Origin of the sequence: Flavobacterium sp. 316, from assembly GCF_000967805.1 — a bacterium.
GTDB lineage: Bacteria > Bacteroidota > Bacteroidia > Flavobacteriales > Flavobacteriaceae > Flavobacterium > Flavobacterium sediminilitoris.
Window position 1 is genome coordinate 456,890 of the sequence record NZ_JYGZ01000002.1, and the last position, 17,513, is coordinate 474,402.

Sequence of the window (17,513 nt, forward strand, 5' to 3'; positions counted from 1 at the left end):
CTATTTCATAATGCCTAACATGACTTTAAAACGTGTTAGGTTTTGTTTTTATTAGTTACCTTTGCAGACAAATTTTATAAAGATGACTTTATCAACCTATACGAAAGAATTTTCTTATAATTTAAGATTGGCTTATCCTATCATTTTGGGAATGCTAGGTCACACTATTGTAGGAATAGTTGACAATATAATGGTAGGTAAGTTAGGACCAACAGAACTAGCAGCAGTTTCATTAGGAAATAGCTTTGTTTTTATAGCTATGTCGTTAGGAATTGGTTTTTCAACAGCAATTACACCATTAGTTGCAGAAGCAGATGGAAAAGGAAATGTAGAAGAAGGAAGAAGTGCTTTTCATCATGGATTATATTTATGTACTATTTTAGGAGTTATTCTTTTTACCATTATATTTTTATCAAAGCCTATTATTTCTTTTATGGGTCAACCAGATCATGTAGTTGAATTGGCAAAACCATATTTAGATATTGTTGCTTTCTCATTGATTCCTTTAATTATGTTTCAAGCTTATAAGCAATTTGCAGATGGAATGAGTGAAACGCATTATTCTATGTGGGCTACTATTTTAGCAAATTGTGTAAATGTTTTGTTTAATTATTTATTGATATATGGAATTTGGATTTTTCCAGAGTTAGGAATTGTAGGAGCAGCAATAGGAACTATTATTTCAAGATTTGTAATGCTAGGATATATGCATTATATGATGAATTTAAAAAAGAAATTTCATCCTTATTTTAAGGGTTTTTCATTAAAAGAAATAAAAAGAGCTGTTAACTTAAAAATTATAAAGTTAGGAACACCATCGGCTATGCAAATGTTTTTTGAAGTAGCCTTGTTTACTGGAGCAATTTGGCTTTCGGGACGATTAGGAACAACAAGTCAGGCTGCTAATCAAGTGGCACTTAGTTTAGCTTCTTTCACCTTTATGTTTGCTATGGGATTAAGCGTTGCGTCAATGATTCGTGTTGGGAATCAAAAAGGATTAGAAGATTATAAAAAATTAAGACTCGTTGCATTCTCTATATTTTTATTGGCAACGTTCTTAGAAATTATTTTTGCACTAATCTTTCTTTTGTTTCATGAACAATTGCCACAAATGTTTGTGAATATGAAAGACGCATCTACTTTAGTAGCCAATACAGAAGTAGTAACAATTGCAGCACAATTATTATTAGTTGCTGCTGTTTTTCAAATTTCAGATGGGTTACAAGTAGTAGTTTTAGGAGCTTTAAGAGGATTGCAGGATGTTAAAATTCCAATGTATATGACTTTTATTTCGTATTGGATAATTGGTTTTCCTATATCTATTTATTTAGGATTGTATACTTCATTAGGTGCAATAGGAATTTGGCTAGGATTATTAGCAGGATTATCTGCTGCTGCAATTTTATTATTTATTCGCTTCAATTATCTAACAAAAAAGTTAATTTTGAACTCTGAGAATTAATTCATTTAAAAATAAACACATCAATAATATGACTTTACCAAAATTTGTTTTAGCAGATAATTCTGATTTTCCAGATGATATTTTTATCATTCATTTAGATTTTCCTCAATTTATTATTAATTTAAAAGATGATGAGGTAGAGTTTTTAGAAGACATTGAAGATGAAGATGAAAAAGAATTAGAATCTGAAATGGAGCATTTAATTACACTTGCAGGAGAGTTTTATGATAGAGAAATGGAACGATATGAAGAGTAATTTTTACTCTTCATATCCATTTTTTATAGCATAAACAGCAAGACCAACTCTAGTTTTTAACTCTAGTTTTTCAAACAAGCTGTCTCTGTAATTTTCCACAGTTCTAGGACTACAAAACATTTTTTCTGCGATTTCTTTATAACTCATTTCAGTAACAGTATATTTTAAAAATTCTTTTTCTCTATCGGAAATTTTAATTTTGCTACTAGCTTCGATACCATCATCACTTAATGTAGTGAGTACTTTACTTGTTGCCCAAGCTGGAAAAAAATGTCCTTTTTCTACAATGATGTTAAGTGCACTTTCAAGTTCTCTAGGATGAACATTTTTTAACATATATCCTTTGGCACCATTTTTTATCATTTTAATTAAACTTTGTTCGTCATCTTGCATACTTAAAGCCATGACTAATACATTTGGATAATCATTCTTTAACCAAAGTGCTGTTTCAAAACCATCCATAATAGGCATACTAATATCTAAAAGTACAATATCAGGAATTCTACTATTTTTAAATTTTTCTTGTAATTCTAATCCATTTTCACATATATAAGATACTTCAAACTGATTAAAATTAGAAATTATACTACTCAAAGCATTAGCTATTAATACATGGTCATCTACAATTACAATTGAATTTTTCATTTTAATAAAGGGATTTCAATAATTAATTTTGTTCCTGTTTTTGGATTACTTTCTAAAAGGTAATTGCCATTTAAAATTTCGGTTCTTTTTTTCATATTATGTAAGCCTATACCACTTGATTTCAATTGTTCTATATTAAATCCTTTACCATCATCTTCTAGAATTAATATAACTTGGTTTTCTGTTTTTTTGAGAGTAACTATGATATTTTTACATTGAGAATGCTTAATGCTATTTTGTAAAAATTCTTGTGTAATTCTTAATAAAATGCTTTTTGTTTGATAAAATGAGATATCTATTTCTGAAGAATAAGTAAAATGAACAGCACATTTTTTCAAGTCATTTACTTTGCTGCATTCATTTTCAATTAATTCTGATATAGTATTGTTTTCAATACTATCGTCTGTTAATGATTTTGATAATTGTCTTAGTTCACTTAGAGAATCATTAATTATAGAACTAATATTTTCAATGTTTTCATTGATATGTGGTGCTTTGTTTTCATAAGCTAACTGTTGCGTGTATAAACTAGCCAAAGTTAACTTCTGACCAATATTATCATGAATTTCTCTACCTATATATTGCATCGTTTGTGTTTGAATTTCTAACTGTGTAGTAAGTAGTTCTTGTTGGTGCTCTCTTTTTTGATTTTGTAACTTAACTTCATGTTCTTTCTTTTTTATTTTGTATTGTTTGATAAAAGTGATTATACCAGCAATAAATAAAATAAAAAATAAGTTGAAGACTATTAATATTATTATGATTTCGGTTTCCCCCATAAAAGTGATGCTATAAACAATAAATACATAAGGTTAAGTAAGATATAGAAAACAGTAATATAATTTTTCCATATATATATAGTGCTTTTTGAAGAGTATATTCCAAATGCAAAAAAAGGTAATGTACCTACATAAAATATAATTACTCCTAGATTTATGTAAAACATACGATTCTCTTTGAAGTTTATAATGTTATCCGATTTTATTTGTTTTATAAATTCAAAGTAAATTAAAATCATCAGTAAAAATACACCAATTGTATAAGACAATGAATTAAGATTCCTCATTTTCTCTAAATAATAAAAATGAGGAATAGTAGATAATAAATAAATTATAGAAAAAATATAAAATATTTTTTTGTTTTTCAATGATTGATAAGCGTATAACCAATATAGGAATATGAACTGAAAGGGTATTACAAAAAAATCATAATAAAATTTTTTATATTGTAAAAAATTCGCAAAACCATATTTACCATTTAATTCTAATAGAAATATAGTAATCAAATAATAAGCAAACCATTTCCAATAAGTGTTTTTTATTTTATTATATTTTAAAATTGCAATTACTGCACTTAAAAATTCTATATATAAAGATGAACTACTTAAAATTGCTTGAAAAGTTGTCATATTAAATATTAAAGATTTGATTATAATCTATATCTGGAGGAAATAATTGTCCGTGATTCTGAGCACTCATAAAGACATCTGGATCTGTTCCATCATCCATTTTTGCTATTAATAAAGCAGCAGTTCTTGTATTTGCATAATTATAATGATATCCAGATCTGTCATATAATCCATTTGCATAAGTTTCATAATCTAAAGGATTAAAATCAAATGTTTTACCTCCTCTACTCCTAGTAGGAATCATTACTAGTGTATGTAAATGACCATATTTATTTGTTATTGGGTTTAAAGCTTGAAAAGAAATTAAATCATCATATTTACCCCAGTCTTTAATTTCTGGATAAGCTGCATAATAAACTCTGATTCCAAGTTCTTTACTGGTAATCTCTTCATTGTTTTCTAAACCTTTATTTTTAGATTGTTTTTCAATATTGTATATGAATTTTTTTAAAGTTTCTAAATCAAACCAAATAGAGTGAGCATCACTTTCTTCTTTAAAATCATTAAGAGCATTTATACAATTCAATTGTTTTCCTCTATACTTATTAACCATAGTATGTATCAAATCTACAGATAAATCACTCATAGGAGTGCTATAATCCATACATATTTTGTCTGAACATGGACAAGGTGTTGACGTTCTTTTGGTTGGTGGAAATTTATAAATATAAACTCCAAAAACAAGTAGTACAGCGATTAAAATTCCAGTTATCATATTGTTTGTGTTTTAAATTATGAAATTACTTTTTTTATTCTTTACAAAGAAATAACTCTTGTGTTTTTTTATTAGAAGTTGATAAACGTTTTCTTTTAAGGTTAAATGACCCTATTAAAAATAACTTTGAATAAATGGGTAATGTTTTTTAAAATAAGGCACATACTATAGTATTTCATGGGTAACAATTATTTATCCTTGTTGATATAAAAATAGAAAAGTTATAAAAACATACATGTACGTGCACATACATGTTTAGGAGAAAACCTTAGAATCCGTTTAGTCCACGTAAAAGGATAAACAATATTAATTTTAAAAATTTTAATTATGAAAAAATTTAAATTTTCAGGAAAATTAAACCTGAACAAAGAAACAGTAGCAAAATTGAGTCAAGATCAAATGAAAGAAGTTAATGGTGGTGCATTACCTTCAAAATATGAAAATGCAGGTGGTTCTATGGCATGGGCAGTGGGTACTCGCAATACTTGTAACTGTGAAGGATTTAGTTGTGTTGAAGGAATTCCTTCTAGATTGAACTATGGGAGATAAATAAGTAATTGATTTTGTTAAAAAAATCAGATAATAAGAGGTTGATATTTATATCAGTCTCTTTTATTTTCAATCCTATTTAAATAAAATATTATGTTGCATAAAGTCAGAGATTCGGTTTTTATAATTGAAAAAAATATACAATTACAAAATAATCTAGAATATAATTTATACTATTCTCATGGTGGTTTTTTGTTGTTTCAACTTTTGTTTACCAAATTAAGATTAATAGAAAAGAATCATGATGTTTTTGAAACTAAATTGATAGACTTCTTAGAACATTTTCAAAATTCTAAAGAAGTTACTTTTAGTGAAGGAATTTCAGGAAATATTTGGTTATTGAATTATTTAGTAGAAAATGATTTAATAGATGATTTATTACCAACTATAAAAGAAGAAATACAAGATTTATTGTCTTTGAATAGTGAAAATTTTAATAAAATAACAAATTACGATTTTTTGCATGGTTCTCTAGGTCTTTTGTTTGTTGCAAATAGTTGTAAGAAACTGTTAGGAGAAAAATTCATAACAGACTTAGCAACTGACCTTTTAAAAGGACTAAAATCTAACGAAAGAGGGAAATATTATAATAGCTGGATGAGCCTTTTTGAAGCAAATAAATATATTGCTGATAGTACTGATATCAATTTTAGCTTGTCACATGGATTACCTTCAGTGGTTATTATTTTATCTCAGATAAATATTCCAAAAAATAAAGAAATAGTTAGGGATATTTTAAAATTAATTAAATCATATAAAACAAATACCAATACACTTTCACTTTATCCAAGCGTAGTAAAAGTGGGTTATGAAATTGAATATAAATCGAGGTTAGCTTGGTGTTATGGAGACACTGGTGTAGCATTTGCTTTTTGGCAAGCTGGAAAAATATTTAAAAATGAAGAATGGAAGAAAGAAGCAATTCAAATCATGCTACACGCTTCAAAACGAAGGGATTTAAAAGAAAACTTGGTTGTTGATGCAGCTTTTTGTCATGGTACTTCTGGATTAGCTCATATTTTTAATAGATTTTATAAAGAAACAGGAATTAAAGAATTTGATGAAGCACGTTGGTATTGGTTAGCACAAACATTTTTAAAACTTGAAGGTGAAAATAATTTAGAAAACTTTAAATCATTTCATGGTTTAAAAGGATGGACTCCAGACAGTAGTTTGTTAGATGGAATAACAGGAATTGGATTAGCTATGTTAGGATTTTTAACAGAAGATGTAGAAGATCTGAATTGGGACAAATGTTTATTATTAAGTTAGAAAGTATGAAGTTTTTACCACAATTTATAGTTAGAACACCATTAGTAGCCTTTGGAAATAGAACAGACAATGCTGTTTTTTCTGAAGCATTATATTTATCGACACCCGTTTTACATGATGAATATAAAAAACACCTTATAAAGCCAATTGAAACCGAAAAAGAATTAAAAAAACTTAAAGTTTCTTTGTACAAATACGAATCTAGAGCTAATCAACGTTGCACACCGTTTGGTTTATTTGCAGGATTAAGTATAGGTGAATGGCAAGACAAAAATCAAATTATACTAAATTCAGATTTAAATAAAACACTAATTCGCAACACACGACTAGATATGAATGTATTAAATTCACTAGTACAAGAATTAGCCAAACTAGAAAGTATAAAAACACACTTGAAATTTTTTCCTAATACAAGTATTTACCAAGTAGGAGAAAATTATAGATATATTGAATATTACTACAACAATGCAAAGCGATTTCATAAAATTTGCAAAGTAGATTATTCAGAATATTTAGCATATATTTTGAATCAATCAAATAAAGGATTAACCATTAACGAACTAATAAACTTACTTATTGATGATGAAGTAACATTTGAAGAAGCATCAGAATTTATACAAGAATTAATAGATGCTCAAATTTTAATAAACGAACTTGAGCCAACAGTTACAGGAACAGATTATTTTAATTCAGTATTAAATAAATTACAAAAAATACATGATTTAAATAGAGATGCTAATTTGGTTCAAATAGTAAATACATTAATTTCTGTAGATCAGTCAATCAAAAAAATAGATGCCAATATTTTAAATAAAATTGAATCATACAGGCAAGTTCACGAACAACTTAAAACAATTTTACCTAATTTAAGTGAAACCAATTTGTTTCAAACTGACTTGTACAAGCAAACCGTACAATCGGAAATACATAGTAAAGTTCAAGAACAATTAAAAGATACATTACAATTTTTAAATAAGATTACACCAGTAAATACTAATGAAAAACTAGAAAGTTTTAAAAAACGCTTTCAAAATAGGTTTGAAGATGATGCTATTCCTTTATTACTAGCACTTGATGTAGAAACAGGTGTTGGTTATATAGAAACAGGAAATCATGGAATTAATGATTTAATAGAAGATATTTATACTCCAAATGCAAATTACGGAAGCGAATTAAAATGGAATGAATTACAATCTTGTTTATTACAGCTATTAACAAAAAGTAGAGAAGAAAAGAAAAAAAGTGTTGAAATATCAGAAAAAGATTTTCCTTCAATAGATTTTTCAGAAAATAATTTACCATCTTCATTTTCAGCTATGTTTAAAGTGTTAGATGCAGAAACTAATAAAATATATATAAATGGAGCTGGAGGAAGTAGTGCTATAAATTTATTAGGAAGATTTGCAGTAGGTAATGAAGCAGTAAACAAAATAGTAAATACAATTTCAAAATTTGAGCAAGAGCAGTTTTCTAATAAAATTCTTGCTGAAATAGTACATTTACCAGAAAGTAGAACAGGGAATATTTTAGCCAGACCTGCTTTTAGAAAATATGAAATCCCTTATTTAGCAAAAAGTGCAGTTGCAGATGATTTTCAAATAAAAATGGAAGATCTCTATATAAAAATAAGAAACAATAAAGTTATATTATTTGATAAAAGATTACAAAAAGAAATTATTCCTCGCTTAGGAAATGCTCATAATTTCGGATTTAATAGTCTACCCGTTTATCATTTTTTATGCGATTTACAAACCCAATACTTTTCAAAATCTTATGTAGGTTTTCATTGGGGAATACTTTCTAATCAATTTGATTTTTTGCCAAGAGTCGAATATCAAAATACAATATTAAGTGCTGCAAAATGGCAACTAAAACAAAAAGATTTAGAACCCTTACAAGACAAGAAAAAAACTAATGTTGAAAAACATCACTATTTTTTTGAACTGAAAAATAAAATAGAATTACCAGATTTATTTTTAATAGTACAAAGTGATAATGAATTATTGATTAATGCGAACAACCCTATTGCAATTGACACTTTCATAGACACAATTAAAAAGAGTAATGAAGTTGTGCTTGAAGAATATTTATTTAAAAGTAAAGACGCATTAGTAAAGGACACCAATGGAGAAATGTTTACCAATGAGTGTATTGCAATTGTTTTAAACGAACAAACTGAAAAATATCAAGATCATCAAGATGATTTTAAATTCGTATATACTACTAAGCAACAATTTTTAATAGGAAGCGAATGGTTGTACTACAAAATATATAGCGGAGCTAAAACAGCCGATTATATATTAACTGAAAAAATAAAAAAAATCACTGAAAAATTGATTGAAGAAAAAGTAATTGATTCTTGGTTTTTTATACGATACTCAGATCCAGATACACATTTAAGATTCAGAATGCATATTACAGATTTAGAAAAATATAGCCATGTTTTGAATTATATGAATACAGAATTAGAACCGCTTGTCAATCAAAATAGTATTTCTAAGATTCAAAACGATACATATAAAAGAGAATTAGATAGATATGGAGATAATACTATGGAACTTGCAGAACAGTTTTTCTATAATGATAGTAAGTTTGTTGTGCAAATGTTAGACTTACTAGATACTGAAAGTGGTGGAACTATTCGATGGCAAATGGCAATACGATCTGTAGATGCTTTTTTAGACGATTTCGAATTTGATTTAAATCAAAAATTTGACATTATTGATATTCTTAGTGATTCCTTCTTTAAAGAACATGGTGGACAACAAACATTAAAAGTTTCATTAAATACGAAATATAGGAATCTTAGAGAACAAATGGAAAAAATCTTAGATAAAAACAATGAGACAGAAGAAGATTATTATCCAATTATTGAATTAATACAAAAAAGAAGTTTGTTAAATAAACCTTTAGTTGCACAATTATTGCAAATTGAAAAAGAAAATAGGTTGCAAGTAAGTATCAATAACTTAATAGCAAGTTTATTACACATGAATTTAGATCGATTATTCATGGGAAGAAATAGAACTAATGAATTTGTAGTGTATGAACTATTATCACGATACTACAAAGGACAATTGGCTAGAAAGAAATATGAGGTAAAAGAGCAAATAGTGTAATTACTTGTAATAGTTTTCTAATAAAATTTTAGCAGCAGCAAAAGGTGAAATTTCATTGTTTTGTACTGCTTTTTTATTTTGCTCCAATAAGGAAATAATATCAGGATGATTATAGAAATGTGTTTTCAATTGTTCATTAATCGTTTCCATCATCCAAAACTGATTTTGCTCTTGTCTTTTATTTTGAAAGTATTGATTTTCTTTTGCTAAATCAAAATAATCAGAAATAATTTTCCAAACATCGTTAATTCCTTCTTTGGTAATAGCGCTACAAGTTGTCACTTTCGGAATCCAACCACTTTTTTTAGCAGGAAATAAATGTAAAGCTCTGTTAAATTCGGTTTTGGCTAGCTTTGCTTTTGAAATATTATCACCATCAGCTTTATTAATTACAATAGTATCAGCCATTTCCATGATTCCTCTTTTTATACCTTGTAATTCATCACCAGCTCCAGCAATTTTAAGTAATAAAAAGAAATCAACCATACTATGAACAGCCGTTTCACTTTGTCCAACTCCTACAGTTTCTATAATAATAGTATCAAAACCACAAGCTTCACACAAGATAATAGCTTCACGTGTTTTTCGAGCCACACCACCTAAACTGTCACCAGAAGCACTAGGACGAATAAAAGCATTCTCATCTTTTACCAATTCTTCCATTCTCGTTTTGTCTCCTAAAATACTACCATGGCTTATAGATGAACTTGGGTCAACCGCTAAAACGGCTACTTTTTTGCCTAGTGAGGTTAAATGTTTACCAAATGCTTCAATAAAAGTACTTTTTCCAACACCTGGAACACCTGTTATTCCTATTCTAACAGAGTTATTAGCATAAGGCAAACAACCTTGAATAACCTCATTAGCTTTTTCTAAATGTTTAATATTTGTGCTTTCAATTAAGGTAATGGCTCTACTTAAAGCAATCTTATCACCTTTAATAATCCTAGTAATTAATTCATTCGCAGATGGTTGTTTTCTACGAAATTGCTGAATTTGTTTTGCAACAGCATCACTAATCGAATCAGGCTGGTTAATACCATTGATTTCAGATAAAGCCGATTTGTTTTCTGGTGTTTCCAAATGCATTGAATCTTTGTGTAAAAGTACGAATTTTTTGAAAAATAGTTCTCCAAACTATAATTATCAAATAATGCTTTCTAACTTTGCAATTCAGTTTAAAAATATGGATAATATCATTTTAATATTTCTTTGTTTGTTCACAGGAATTGCCTTTCAATTTGTAAAAGTCTTTCCAAAAAACATGCATGTTTCTCTAAATCAATTTGTAATTTATGTATCACTTCCAGCATTAGCTCTATATTATATTCCTAAAATTGAAATCTCTTCTGCCTTATTATACCCATTAGGAATTGCATGGATAGGATTTGGATTATCATTTCTTTTTTTCTATTCATTAGGAAAATATTTAGGTTGGTCAAAAAAATTAATAGGTTGTTTAATTCTAACAGCAGGATTAGGAAACACATCATTTGTGGGGTTTCCAGTAATTGAAGCACTATATGGGAACAAAGGATTAGAAATAGCAATCATTGTAGATCAACCAGGTTCATTTGTAGTAATGGCAACATTAGGAATTATTACAGCAACATTATTTTCAAGAGAAACATTAAACACAAAATCAATTGTTTTAAAAATAATTTTATTTCCACCATTTATAGCCTTTTTTATAGCTTTAATACTAAATTTTCTCCAACAAGATTTTCCAGAAATGTTTCAAAATGTATTTCAAAGGGTAGGAAACACAGTTACACCAATTGCATTAGTTGCAGTAGGATTACAATTAAAAATTGAGAAAAAAAGTAAACATTGGGGGTTTTTAGTATTAGGACTCTTTTTTAAATTAATGATAACACCTGCTTTCTTCTATGTAATTTATAGGAAAGTATTTAATGGAACAGGTTTGTTGATTGATGTATCTATTATGGAAGCAGCAATGGCACCAATGATTACAGCTACTATTTTAGCTTCTAGTTATGGGTTAAAACCAAAGTTAAGTAGTATGATGGTAGGAATAGGAATTCCATTATCATTTATTACTTTGGCTTTTTGGTATTGGGTTTTAACTAGTTTTTAAAAATAAATACACAATAAAAAAACAAATTCTTATTGTGTATTTTGGATTAAGAGGGGTTAGTTTTAGTGTTTAAAGAGTAATTTTATACTTCATTAGCAGAAATTTTAACGTTTTGCAATTCAGGTTTACCTTTTGTAAAATTTACAAACCAAATAGCTAGTTCTTCTAGTTCAGTAGCTAATAAAAATTTTATTGCTTTTAATAATTCTCTGCTAAATAAAGCAGGATCAAAACTAACTTTTTCTAAAGCTAATTTAGTACGATTGATTAGTGTATTAGGCATAATTTTAATTTATTGGGTTAACCAAATTTAAACAAAAAAAAATATTAACCAAAAAATGTTGAAAAAATAAATAGAAAAAAGAAGTGTTTTTTTGTAAATAATTTAGTATGAAGTAATCATTATAATTGAGTTTTTATTGTAAGTTGTTGATTTTTAGTCGCTTTGGCTATTGTGATTCAAAAAGTATATATTTTTTAAAAAATAAGCATAATGAGATAGTTTTAGGCAAAAACGACTATTTTTTCTACTTTTACACCATAATTCCTTTAATAAAATGCAAATTATTCCTAAAATTCTTAATGAACTTCAACAAATTGTAGGAGAAAAGTTCGTTTTCATTGATGATGAAACTAGATATGATTACGGACATGATGAAACGGAAGATTATAATTTTCCACCTCATGTTGTGGTTAAACCAACGACAGTTGAAGAAGTTTCTGCTATAATGAAGATGGCTAATATTAATAAAATTCCAGTTACGCCTATAGGAGCAAAAACAGGATTAAGTGGTGGAGCATTGAGTATTCATGGAGGAATTGGGCTTTCTATGGAGCGTTTCAACAAAATTATAAATATTGATGAACAAAACCTTCAAGTTATTACAGAACCAGGTGTTATTACTCAAATACTTAAAGATGCTGTAGGAGAAAAAGGATTGTTTTATCCTGTAGATCCTAGTAGTATGGGAAGTTGCTTTATAGGTGGAAACATTGCCGAGAATTCTGGTGGAGCAAGAGCTGTAAAATATGGTGTAACGAAAGATTATGTTTTAAACTTAGAAGTGGTTTTACCTAATGGTGAAATTATTTGGACAGGAGCTAATACCTTGAAAAATTCAACAGGTTATAATTTGACTCAATTAATGGTAGGAAGTGAAGGAACACTTGGAGTGATTACTAAAATTGTATTAAAATTGATCCCAAAAGTAAGTCATAATGTATTAATGTTGGTTCCTTTTTATAAAGCCGAACAAGCCTGTGAAGCGGTTTCTGCTATTTTTAGAGCAGGAATTGTACCAAGTGCTTTAGAATTTATGGAAAGAGATGCGATTGACTGGACTATGAAGTATGTAGAAGGAGTAAGTGTCTCAATAAAGGACGAAATTCAAGCACATTTGCTAATTGAAGTAGATGGAAATTATCCTGACATCTTGTTTCAAGAAGCTGAAAAAATAATGCAAGTAGTAGAACAATTTGAAATAGATGAAGTATTATTTGCAGATTCGGACGAACAAAAAAATGCATTATGGAAATTACGTAGAGCAGTAGGAGAAGCTGTAAAATCAAATTCAGTTTATAAAGAAGAAGATACTGTAGTACCAAGATATGAATTACCAACATTACTAAAAGGAGTAAAAGATATTGGTAATAAATACGGATTTCAAACGGTTTGTTATGGTCATGCAGGTGATGGTAATTTACACATCAATATTGTAAAAGGAAACATGACTGATGAAAATTGGCAAACAGAAGTACCAAAAGGGGTTGTTGAAATATTTGAATTAACCGTAAAATTAAAAGGAACACTTTCAGGAGAACATGGAATAGGCTATGTGCAAAAAGATTTTATGCCAATAGCTTTTAGTGAAATGGAATTGGAATTAATGAAAGGAATTAAAAAGGTATTCGATATAAATAATATTATGAATCCAGGTAAAATTTTACCACATAGTTTATAAAAAAATCCCATTTTGAAAATCAAAATGGGATTTTTTATTTCTAAGTAGTCAACATTACTGTTAACCGACTTTAATATTAGAATTGCTCTCTTCCAGCAAAATGAAAAGCACCTTCAATAGCAGCATTCTCATCAGAGTCTGAACCATGAACAGCATTTTCACCAATTGATTTAGCATATTTTTTACGAATAGTTCCTTCAGCAGCATCAGCAGGATTTGTTGCACCAATTAATGTTCTGAAATCTTCAACCGCATTGTCTTTTTCTAAAATAGCAGCAACAATAGGACCTCTTGACATAAACTCTACTAATTCACCATAGAAAGGTCTTTCACTGTGAACAGCATAAAATTTTTGAGCATCTGCAACAGTTAATTGAGTTAATTTTAAAGAAACAATTTTAAAACCACCTTCAGTAATCATGTTTAAAATTCCACCAATGTGTCCGTTCTCAACCGCATCTGGTTTAATCATTGTAAAAGTTCTATTCGTTGCCATAACGTTTATCTATTTTTAAATTTTGTGCAAAAGTAATCTTTTTTATTGAATCTAGAAATTTCGATTTAAAAGTTTAATAATTTAAAAACGATTAACACATATTATGTATTGAAATATGTGTTTTTTGTGAGATATATTTTATTTTATTCACTTTTTTAAGTATAACTCTTTTATGTATATTTGAAATATATAAAGATTGAAATATGAAAATAAAACACTTTTTATTTATTATGCTTAGCGTTACTTTTTGCTACAGCCAAAAAGAAGTACTACCTATAATTCCAAAACCTTTATTTAGTGAAAACACAAACGAACAATTTACTTTTAATTCTAAAATAAAGATTATAGAGCAATATCAAGATTCTTTTGAAGCAATATACTTGAAAGAGCAAATAAAAAAACAAACAGGATTAGAAATTGATATTGAATCCAATAAGAAAAATATAAAAACAATAACTCTTCAAATTATAGATTCTAATTCAGAATTACAATCAGAAGAAGCTTATAGTATAAAAATTGCAAACAATGAAATTCTAATTAATGCCTTAACAAATAAAGGACTGTTTTATGGAGTTCAAAGCTTATTACAATTAATTCCTTATGGAAAAACCAAAGCCATAAAGCTACAAGGAATAAAAATTATAGATCAACCTAAATTCTCTTGGAGAGGAATGCATTTAGATGTTTGTAGACACTTCTTTTCTACCGATTTTATAAAAAAGTATATTGACTATTTAGCATTATTAAAACTAAACACTTTTCATTGGCATTTAACAGAAGATCAAGGATGGAGAATAGAAATAAAAAAATATCCAAAATTAACGTCTGTTGGAGCTTGGAGAAATGGAACAATGATAGGAGCTTATAACGATCAAAAATTGGATACTATTCGATATGGTGGATATTACACACAAGAAGAAATTAAAGACATTGTTGCTTATGCACAAGAAAGGCATATAACAATAGTTCCAGAAATTGAAATGCCTGGTCATGCTTTAGCAGCTCTAGCGGCATATCCTGAATTAGCTTGTACGAATGGTCCATTTGAAGTGGCTCAAAAATGGGGAGTATTCGATGATGTATATTGTCCAAAAGAAGAAACATTTACTTTTTTACAAAATGTTTTAGATGAAGTAGTAGCATTATTTCCTTCAGAATATATACATATAGGAGGAGATGAATCTCCTAAAACTCGTTGGAAAAATTGTAATCATTGTCAAAACTTAATAAAAAAAGAAAATTTAAAAGACGAACATGAATTACAAAGTTATTTCATAACCCGAATAGAAAAATATCTAAACACAAAAGGACGTCAAATTATAGGTTGGGATGAAATATTAGAAGGAGGATTAGCTCCTAATGCAGCGGTTATGAGTTGGAGAGGAACAGAAGGAGGAATAGCGGCTGCAAAACAAAATCACAATGTAGTCATGTCGCCTGGTGGTTATTGTTATTTCGATCACTATCAAGGAAATCCTAAAAATGAACCTTTAGCTATAGGAGGTCATACAACATTAGAAAAAGTATATGGTTTTAATCCTATTCCAGAAGATTTATCTAAAGAAGAACAAAAATATATTTTAGGAGCGCAAGCAAATGTATGGACAGAATATATCTTAAATGATAAACATGTAGAATATATGATTTTCCCAAGAATCTTTGCTTTATCAGAAGTAGTATGGGGAACATCAGATAAAGAAAACTATAAAAATTTTGAAAAACGAGTAGTTTCTTTTTTTTCAAGATTAGAAAAAATGGATGTAAAGTATAGTAAGGCAATATATGAAGTTTCTGCCCAACCCAAAATTGAAAATGGGAGATTATGGGTTCAATTAAAATCAGGGAAACAAGATAGAATTAGATATACATTAGATAAATCTGAACTTACTAACTCTAGTCAATTATATACAAAACCTATTGAAATTTCTACGAGTTGCACCTTAAAAGCAGCTTATTTTGAAGATAATGAACAAAAAAGTACAATTTACTCACAAGATTTTTATGTATCAAAAGCAACAGGAAAAAAAATAGAACTTTCAGAACAACCAAATCCTAATTACTTTGGACAAGGAGCAACAACTCTAGTAAATGGAATTGTTGGAGAAACTTCAAATCACGGAAGTGATTGGATTGGCTTTTCAGGTAAAAATTTAGAAGCTATCATCGATTTTGAAAAGCAAGAAACGATTTCAAAGTATGAAATTCAATTTTTCAAAGTAAAGCTAGTTGGATTTATTATCCTCAATCTGTTGAGATATTCATTTCTAATGATGGGAATACTTTTAATAAAATAGCACAATGTGATGCAAATTACATTCGTAATAATAGAGGAAAGGTAGTATTAGAATTTCCTGTTTCCAAAGCCAGATATGTAAAAACAATAGCTAAGAATTATGGTAAAATTCCAGAAGGAGAACCAGGTTCAGGAACTAATGCATGGTTATTTGTTGATGAAATAGAAATTCATTAAAGAAAATAAAAAATAGTAATGCAAACAAATGAAAAATAATAGAAGAAACTTTTTAAAGACGTCAGCAATAGCTACTGTAGGAATGGCTATGAGTTCTTTTCAATTCAAAGAAGAAAATCAAATTGATACAAAATATAAAAAAGTTAAGAAACCAATTGTACTTTCTACATGGCGATTTGGTATAGAAGCAAATGTTGCAGCTTGGCAAATTTTAAGTCGAAAAGGAAAAGCTTTAGATGCAGTTGAAGCAGGAGTAAAAATACCAGAAGGAGATCCAAATGAAAGAAGTGTAGGATATGGAGGAAGACCAGACAGAGATGGGAAAATAACACTCGATGCCTGTATTATGGATGAATTTTCAAATATAGGATCAGTTGCATGCTTAGAACATATAAAACATCCTATTGCAGTAGCTAGAGCAGTAATGGAAAAAACACCTCATGTAATGCTAGTAGGTGATGGAGCTCTACAGTTTGCATTAAGTCAAGGTTTCCAAAAAGAGAACTTATTAGTTGAAGCATCTGAAAAAGAATGGAAAGAATGGCTTCAAAAAAGTCAATACAAACCAGAAGTGAATATTGAAAACCATGATACCATAGGAATGATTGCTTTAGATGAATTTGGAAATCTATCAGGAGCTTGTACAACTAGTGGAATGGCATATAAAATGCATGGAAGAGTAGGAGATTCTCCTATTATTGGTGCGGGTTTATATGTAGATAACGAAATAGGAGCTGCCACGGCTACAGGACATGGAGAAGAAGTAATACGAATTGCAGGTTGTCATTTAGTAGTAGAATTAATGCATCAAGGTCATACACCTCAAAAGGCTTGTGAAGAAGCAGTTATGCGTATTGTAAAACTGACTAAAAATAGAAATAAAAGCCTAAAAGATATTCAAGTAGGATTTATCGCTTTAAATAAAAAAGGAGAACATGGTTCTTATTGTGTACAAGGTGGATTTAATTATGCAATTCATGATACATCAGGTAACAGATTAGTAGATGCTGATTTTTACTTAAAATAATAAGCATTGATAAAGAGTCTTTTCCGAACTTAAAT

At 28.4% G+C, this 17,513-nt stretch carries 16 protein-coding genes; 9 read left to right on the forward strand and 7 right to left on the reverse strand.

All coding sequences use genetic code 11. The features are described from left to right. The first annotated feature begins 82 nt into the window (after positions 1-82). Complete coding sequence (locus SY27_RS05690) at positions 83-1,462, forward strand: MATE family efflux transporter (protein WP_045968035.1); 1,380 nt, start codon at positions 83-85, stop codon at positions 1,460-1,462. Between the two features lie 28 nt (positions 1,463-1,490). Further along, complete coding sequence (locus tag SY27_RS05695; RefSeq protein WP_045968038.1) at positions 1,491-1,718, forward strand: hypothetical protein; 228 nt, start codon at positions 1,491-1,493, stop codon at positions 1,716-1,718. Positions 1,719-1,721: 3 nt separating this feature from the next. Here the strand turns inward: SY27_RS05695 and SY27_RS05700 are convergent, their stop codons facing one another. From SY27_RS05700 to SY27_RS05715, 4 genes are read right to left on the reverse strand one after another with little or no spacing between them, the layout of a single operon-like run. Continuing rightward, positions 1,722-2,363, reverse strand: a complete 642-nt coding sequence (locus SY27_RS05700) for a response regulator transcription factor (RefSeq protein ID WP_045968040.1) — start codon at positions 2,361-2,363, stop codon at positions 1,722-1,724. Next, positions 2,360-3,142, reverse strand: a complete 783-nt coding sequence (locus tag SY27_RS05705) for a sensor histidine kinase (RefSeq protein ID WP_045968042.1) — start codon at positions 3,140-3,142, stop codon at positions 2,360-2,362. Before SY27_RS05705 ends, SY27_RS05700 begins: the two co-directional genes overlap by 4 nt. Then, entirely contained in the window at positions 3,121-3,771 is a 651-nt protein-coding gene (locus SY27_RS18800) for a hypothetical protein (RefSeq protein WP_045968044.1), read from the reverse strand. Before SY27_RS18800 ends, SY27_RS05705 begins: the two co-directional genes overlap by 22 nt. A gap of 1 nt (position 3,772) precedes the next feature. Continuing rightward, the gene (locus SY27_RS05715; RefSeq protein ID WP_045968046.1) at positions 3,773-4,486 is read right to left on the reverse strand and encodes a hypothetical protein; all 714 of its coding nucleotides are present in this window, start codon (positions 4,484-4,486) and stop codon (positions 3,773-3,775) included. A 327-nt stretch (positions 4,487-4,813) separates the two neighbouring features. Here SY27_RS05715 and SY27_RS05720 point away from each other — a divergent pair, with 327 nt between their 5' ends. The 3 genes from SY27_RS05720 (at position 4,814) to SY27_RS05730 (ending at position 9,426) form a co-directional block, all read left to right on the forward strand. Beyond that, positions 4,814-5,035 (forward strand): class I lanthipeptide, encoded by a 222-nt coding sequence (locus tag SY27_RS05720; RefSeq protein ID WP_045968048.1) that lies wholly within the window; start codon positions 4,814-4,816, stop codon positions 5,033-5,035. A gap of 93 nt (positions 5,036-5,128) precedes the next feature. Next, entirely contained in the window at positions 5,129-6,307 is a 1,179-nt protein-coding gene (locus SY27_RS05725) for a lanthionine synthetase C family protein (RefSeq protein ID WP_045968049.1), read from the forward strand. 5 nt (positions 6,308-6,312) lie between these two features. Beyond that, positions 6,313-9,426: a lantibiotic dehydratase gene (locus SY27_RS05730; RefSeq protein WP_161794126.1), complete on the forward strand. Its 3,114-nt coding sequence runs from the start codon at positions 6,313-6,315 to the stop codon at positions 9,424-9,426. Here SY27_RS05730 and meaB read toward each other — a convergent pair whose 3' ends face one another. After that, positions 9,427-10,515 (reverse strand): methylmalonyl Co-A mutase-associated GTPase MeaB, encoded by a 1,089-nt coding sequence (gene meaB / locus SY27_RS05735; protein WP_045968053.1) that lies wholly within the window; start codon positions 10,513-10,515, stop codon positions 9,427-9,429. A gap of 28 nt (positions 10,516-10,543) precedes the next feature. Between meaB and SY27_RS05740 the strand changes: the two genes are divergently transcribed. Next, on the forward strand, positions 10,544-11,524 hold the full coding sequence (locus tag SY27_RS05740) for an AEC family transporter (protein WP_317236289.1): 981 nt from the start codon (positions 10,544-10,546) through the stop codon (positions 11,522-11,524). A gap of 82 nt (positions 11,525-11,606) precedes the next feature. On the opposite strand, the gene SY27_RS05745 is transcribed toward SY27_RS05740, so the two are convergent. After that, positions 11,607-11,807 (reverse strand): hypothetical protein, encoded by a 201-nt coding sequence (locus SY27_RS05745; protein WP_045968055.1) that lies wholly within the window; start codon positions 11,805-11,807, stop codon positions 11,607-11,609. A gap of 274 nt (positions 11,808-12,081) precedes the next feature. Here SY27_RS05745 and SY27_RS05750 point away from each other — a divergent pair, with 274 nt between their 5' ends. Further along, positions 12,082-13,485 carry an FAD-binding oxidoreductase gene (locus SY27_RS05750; RefSeq protein WP_045968056.1) on the forward strand — a complete coding sequence of 468 codons (1,404 nt, stop codon included), beginning with the start codon at positions 12,082-12,084 and terminating at the stop codon, positions 13,483-13,485. 76 nt (positions 13,486-13,561) lie between these two features. Here the strand turns inward: SY27_RS05750 and SY27_RS05755 are convergent, their stop codons facing one another. Then, complete coding sequence (locus SY27_RS05755) at positions 13,562-13,981, reverse strand: nucleoside-diphosphate kinase (protein ID WP_045968058.1); 420 nt, start codon at positions 13,979-13,981, stop codon at positions 13,562-13,564. A 203-nt stretch (positions 13,982-14,184) separates the two neighbouring features. On the opposite strand from SY27_RS05755, the gene SY27_RS05760 reads away from it, so the two are divergent. Next, complete coding sequence (locus SY27_RS05760) at positions 14,185-16,275, forward strand: beta-N-acetylhexosaminidase (protein ID WP_235270912.1); 2,091 nt, start codon at positions 14,185-14,187, stop codon at positions 16,273-16,275. 204 nt (positions 16,276-16,479) lie between these two features. After that, positions 16,480-17,478 carry an isoaspartyl peptidase/L-asparaginase family protein gene (locus tag SY27_RS05765; protein WP_045968060.1) on the forward strand — a complete coding sequence of 333 codons (999 nt, stop codon included), beginning with the start codon at positions 16,480-16,482 and terminating at the stop codon, positions 17,476-17,478. Positions 17,479-17,513 lie beyond the last annotated feature (35 nt).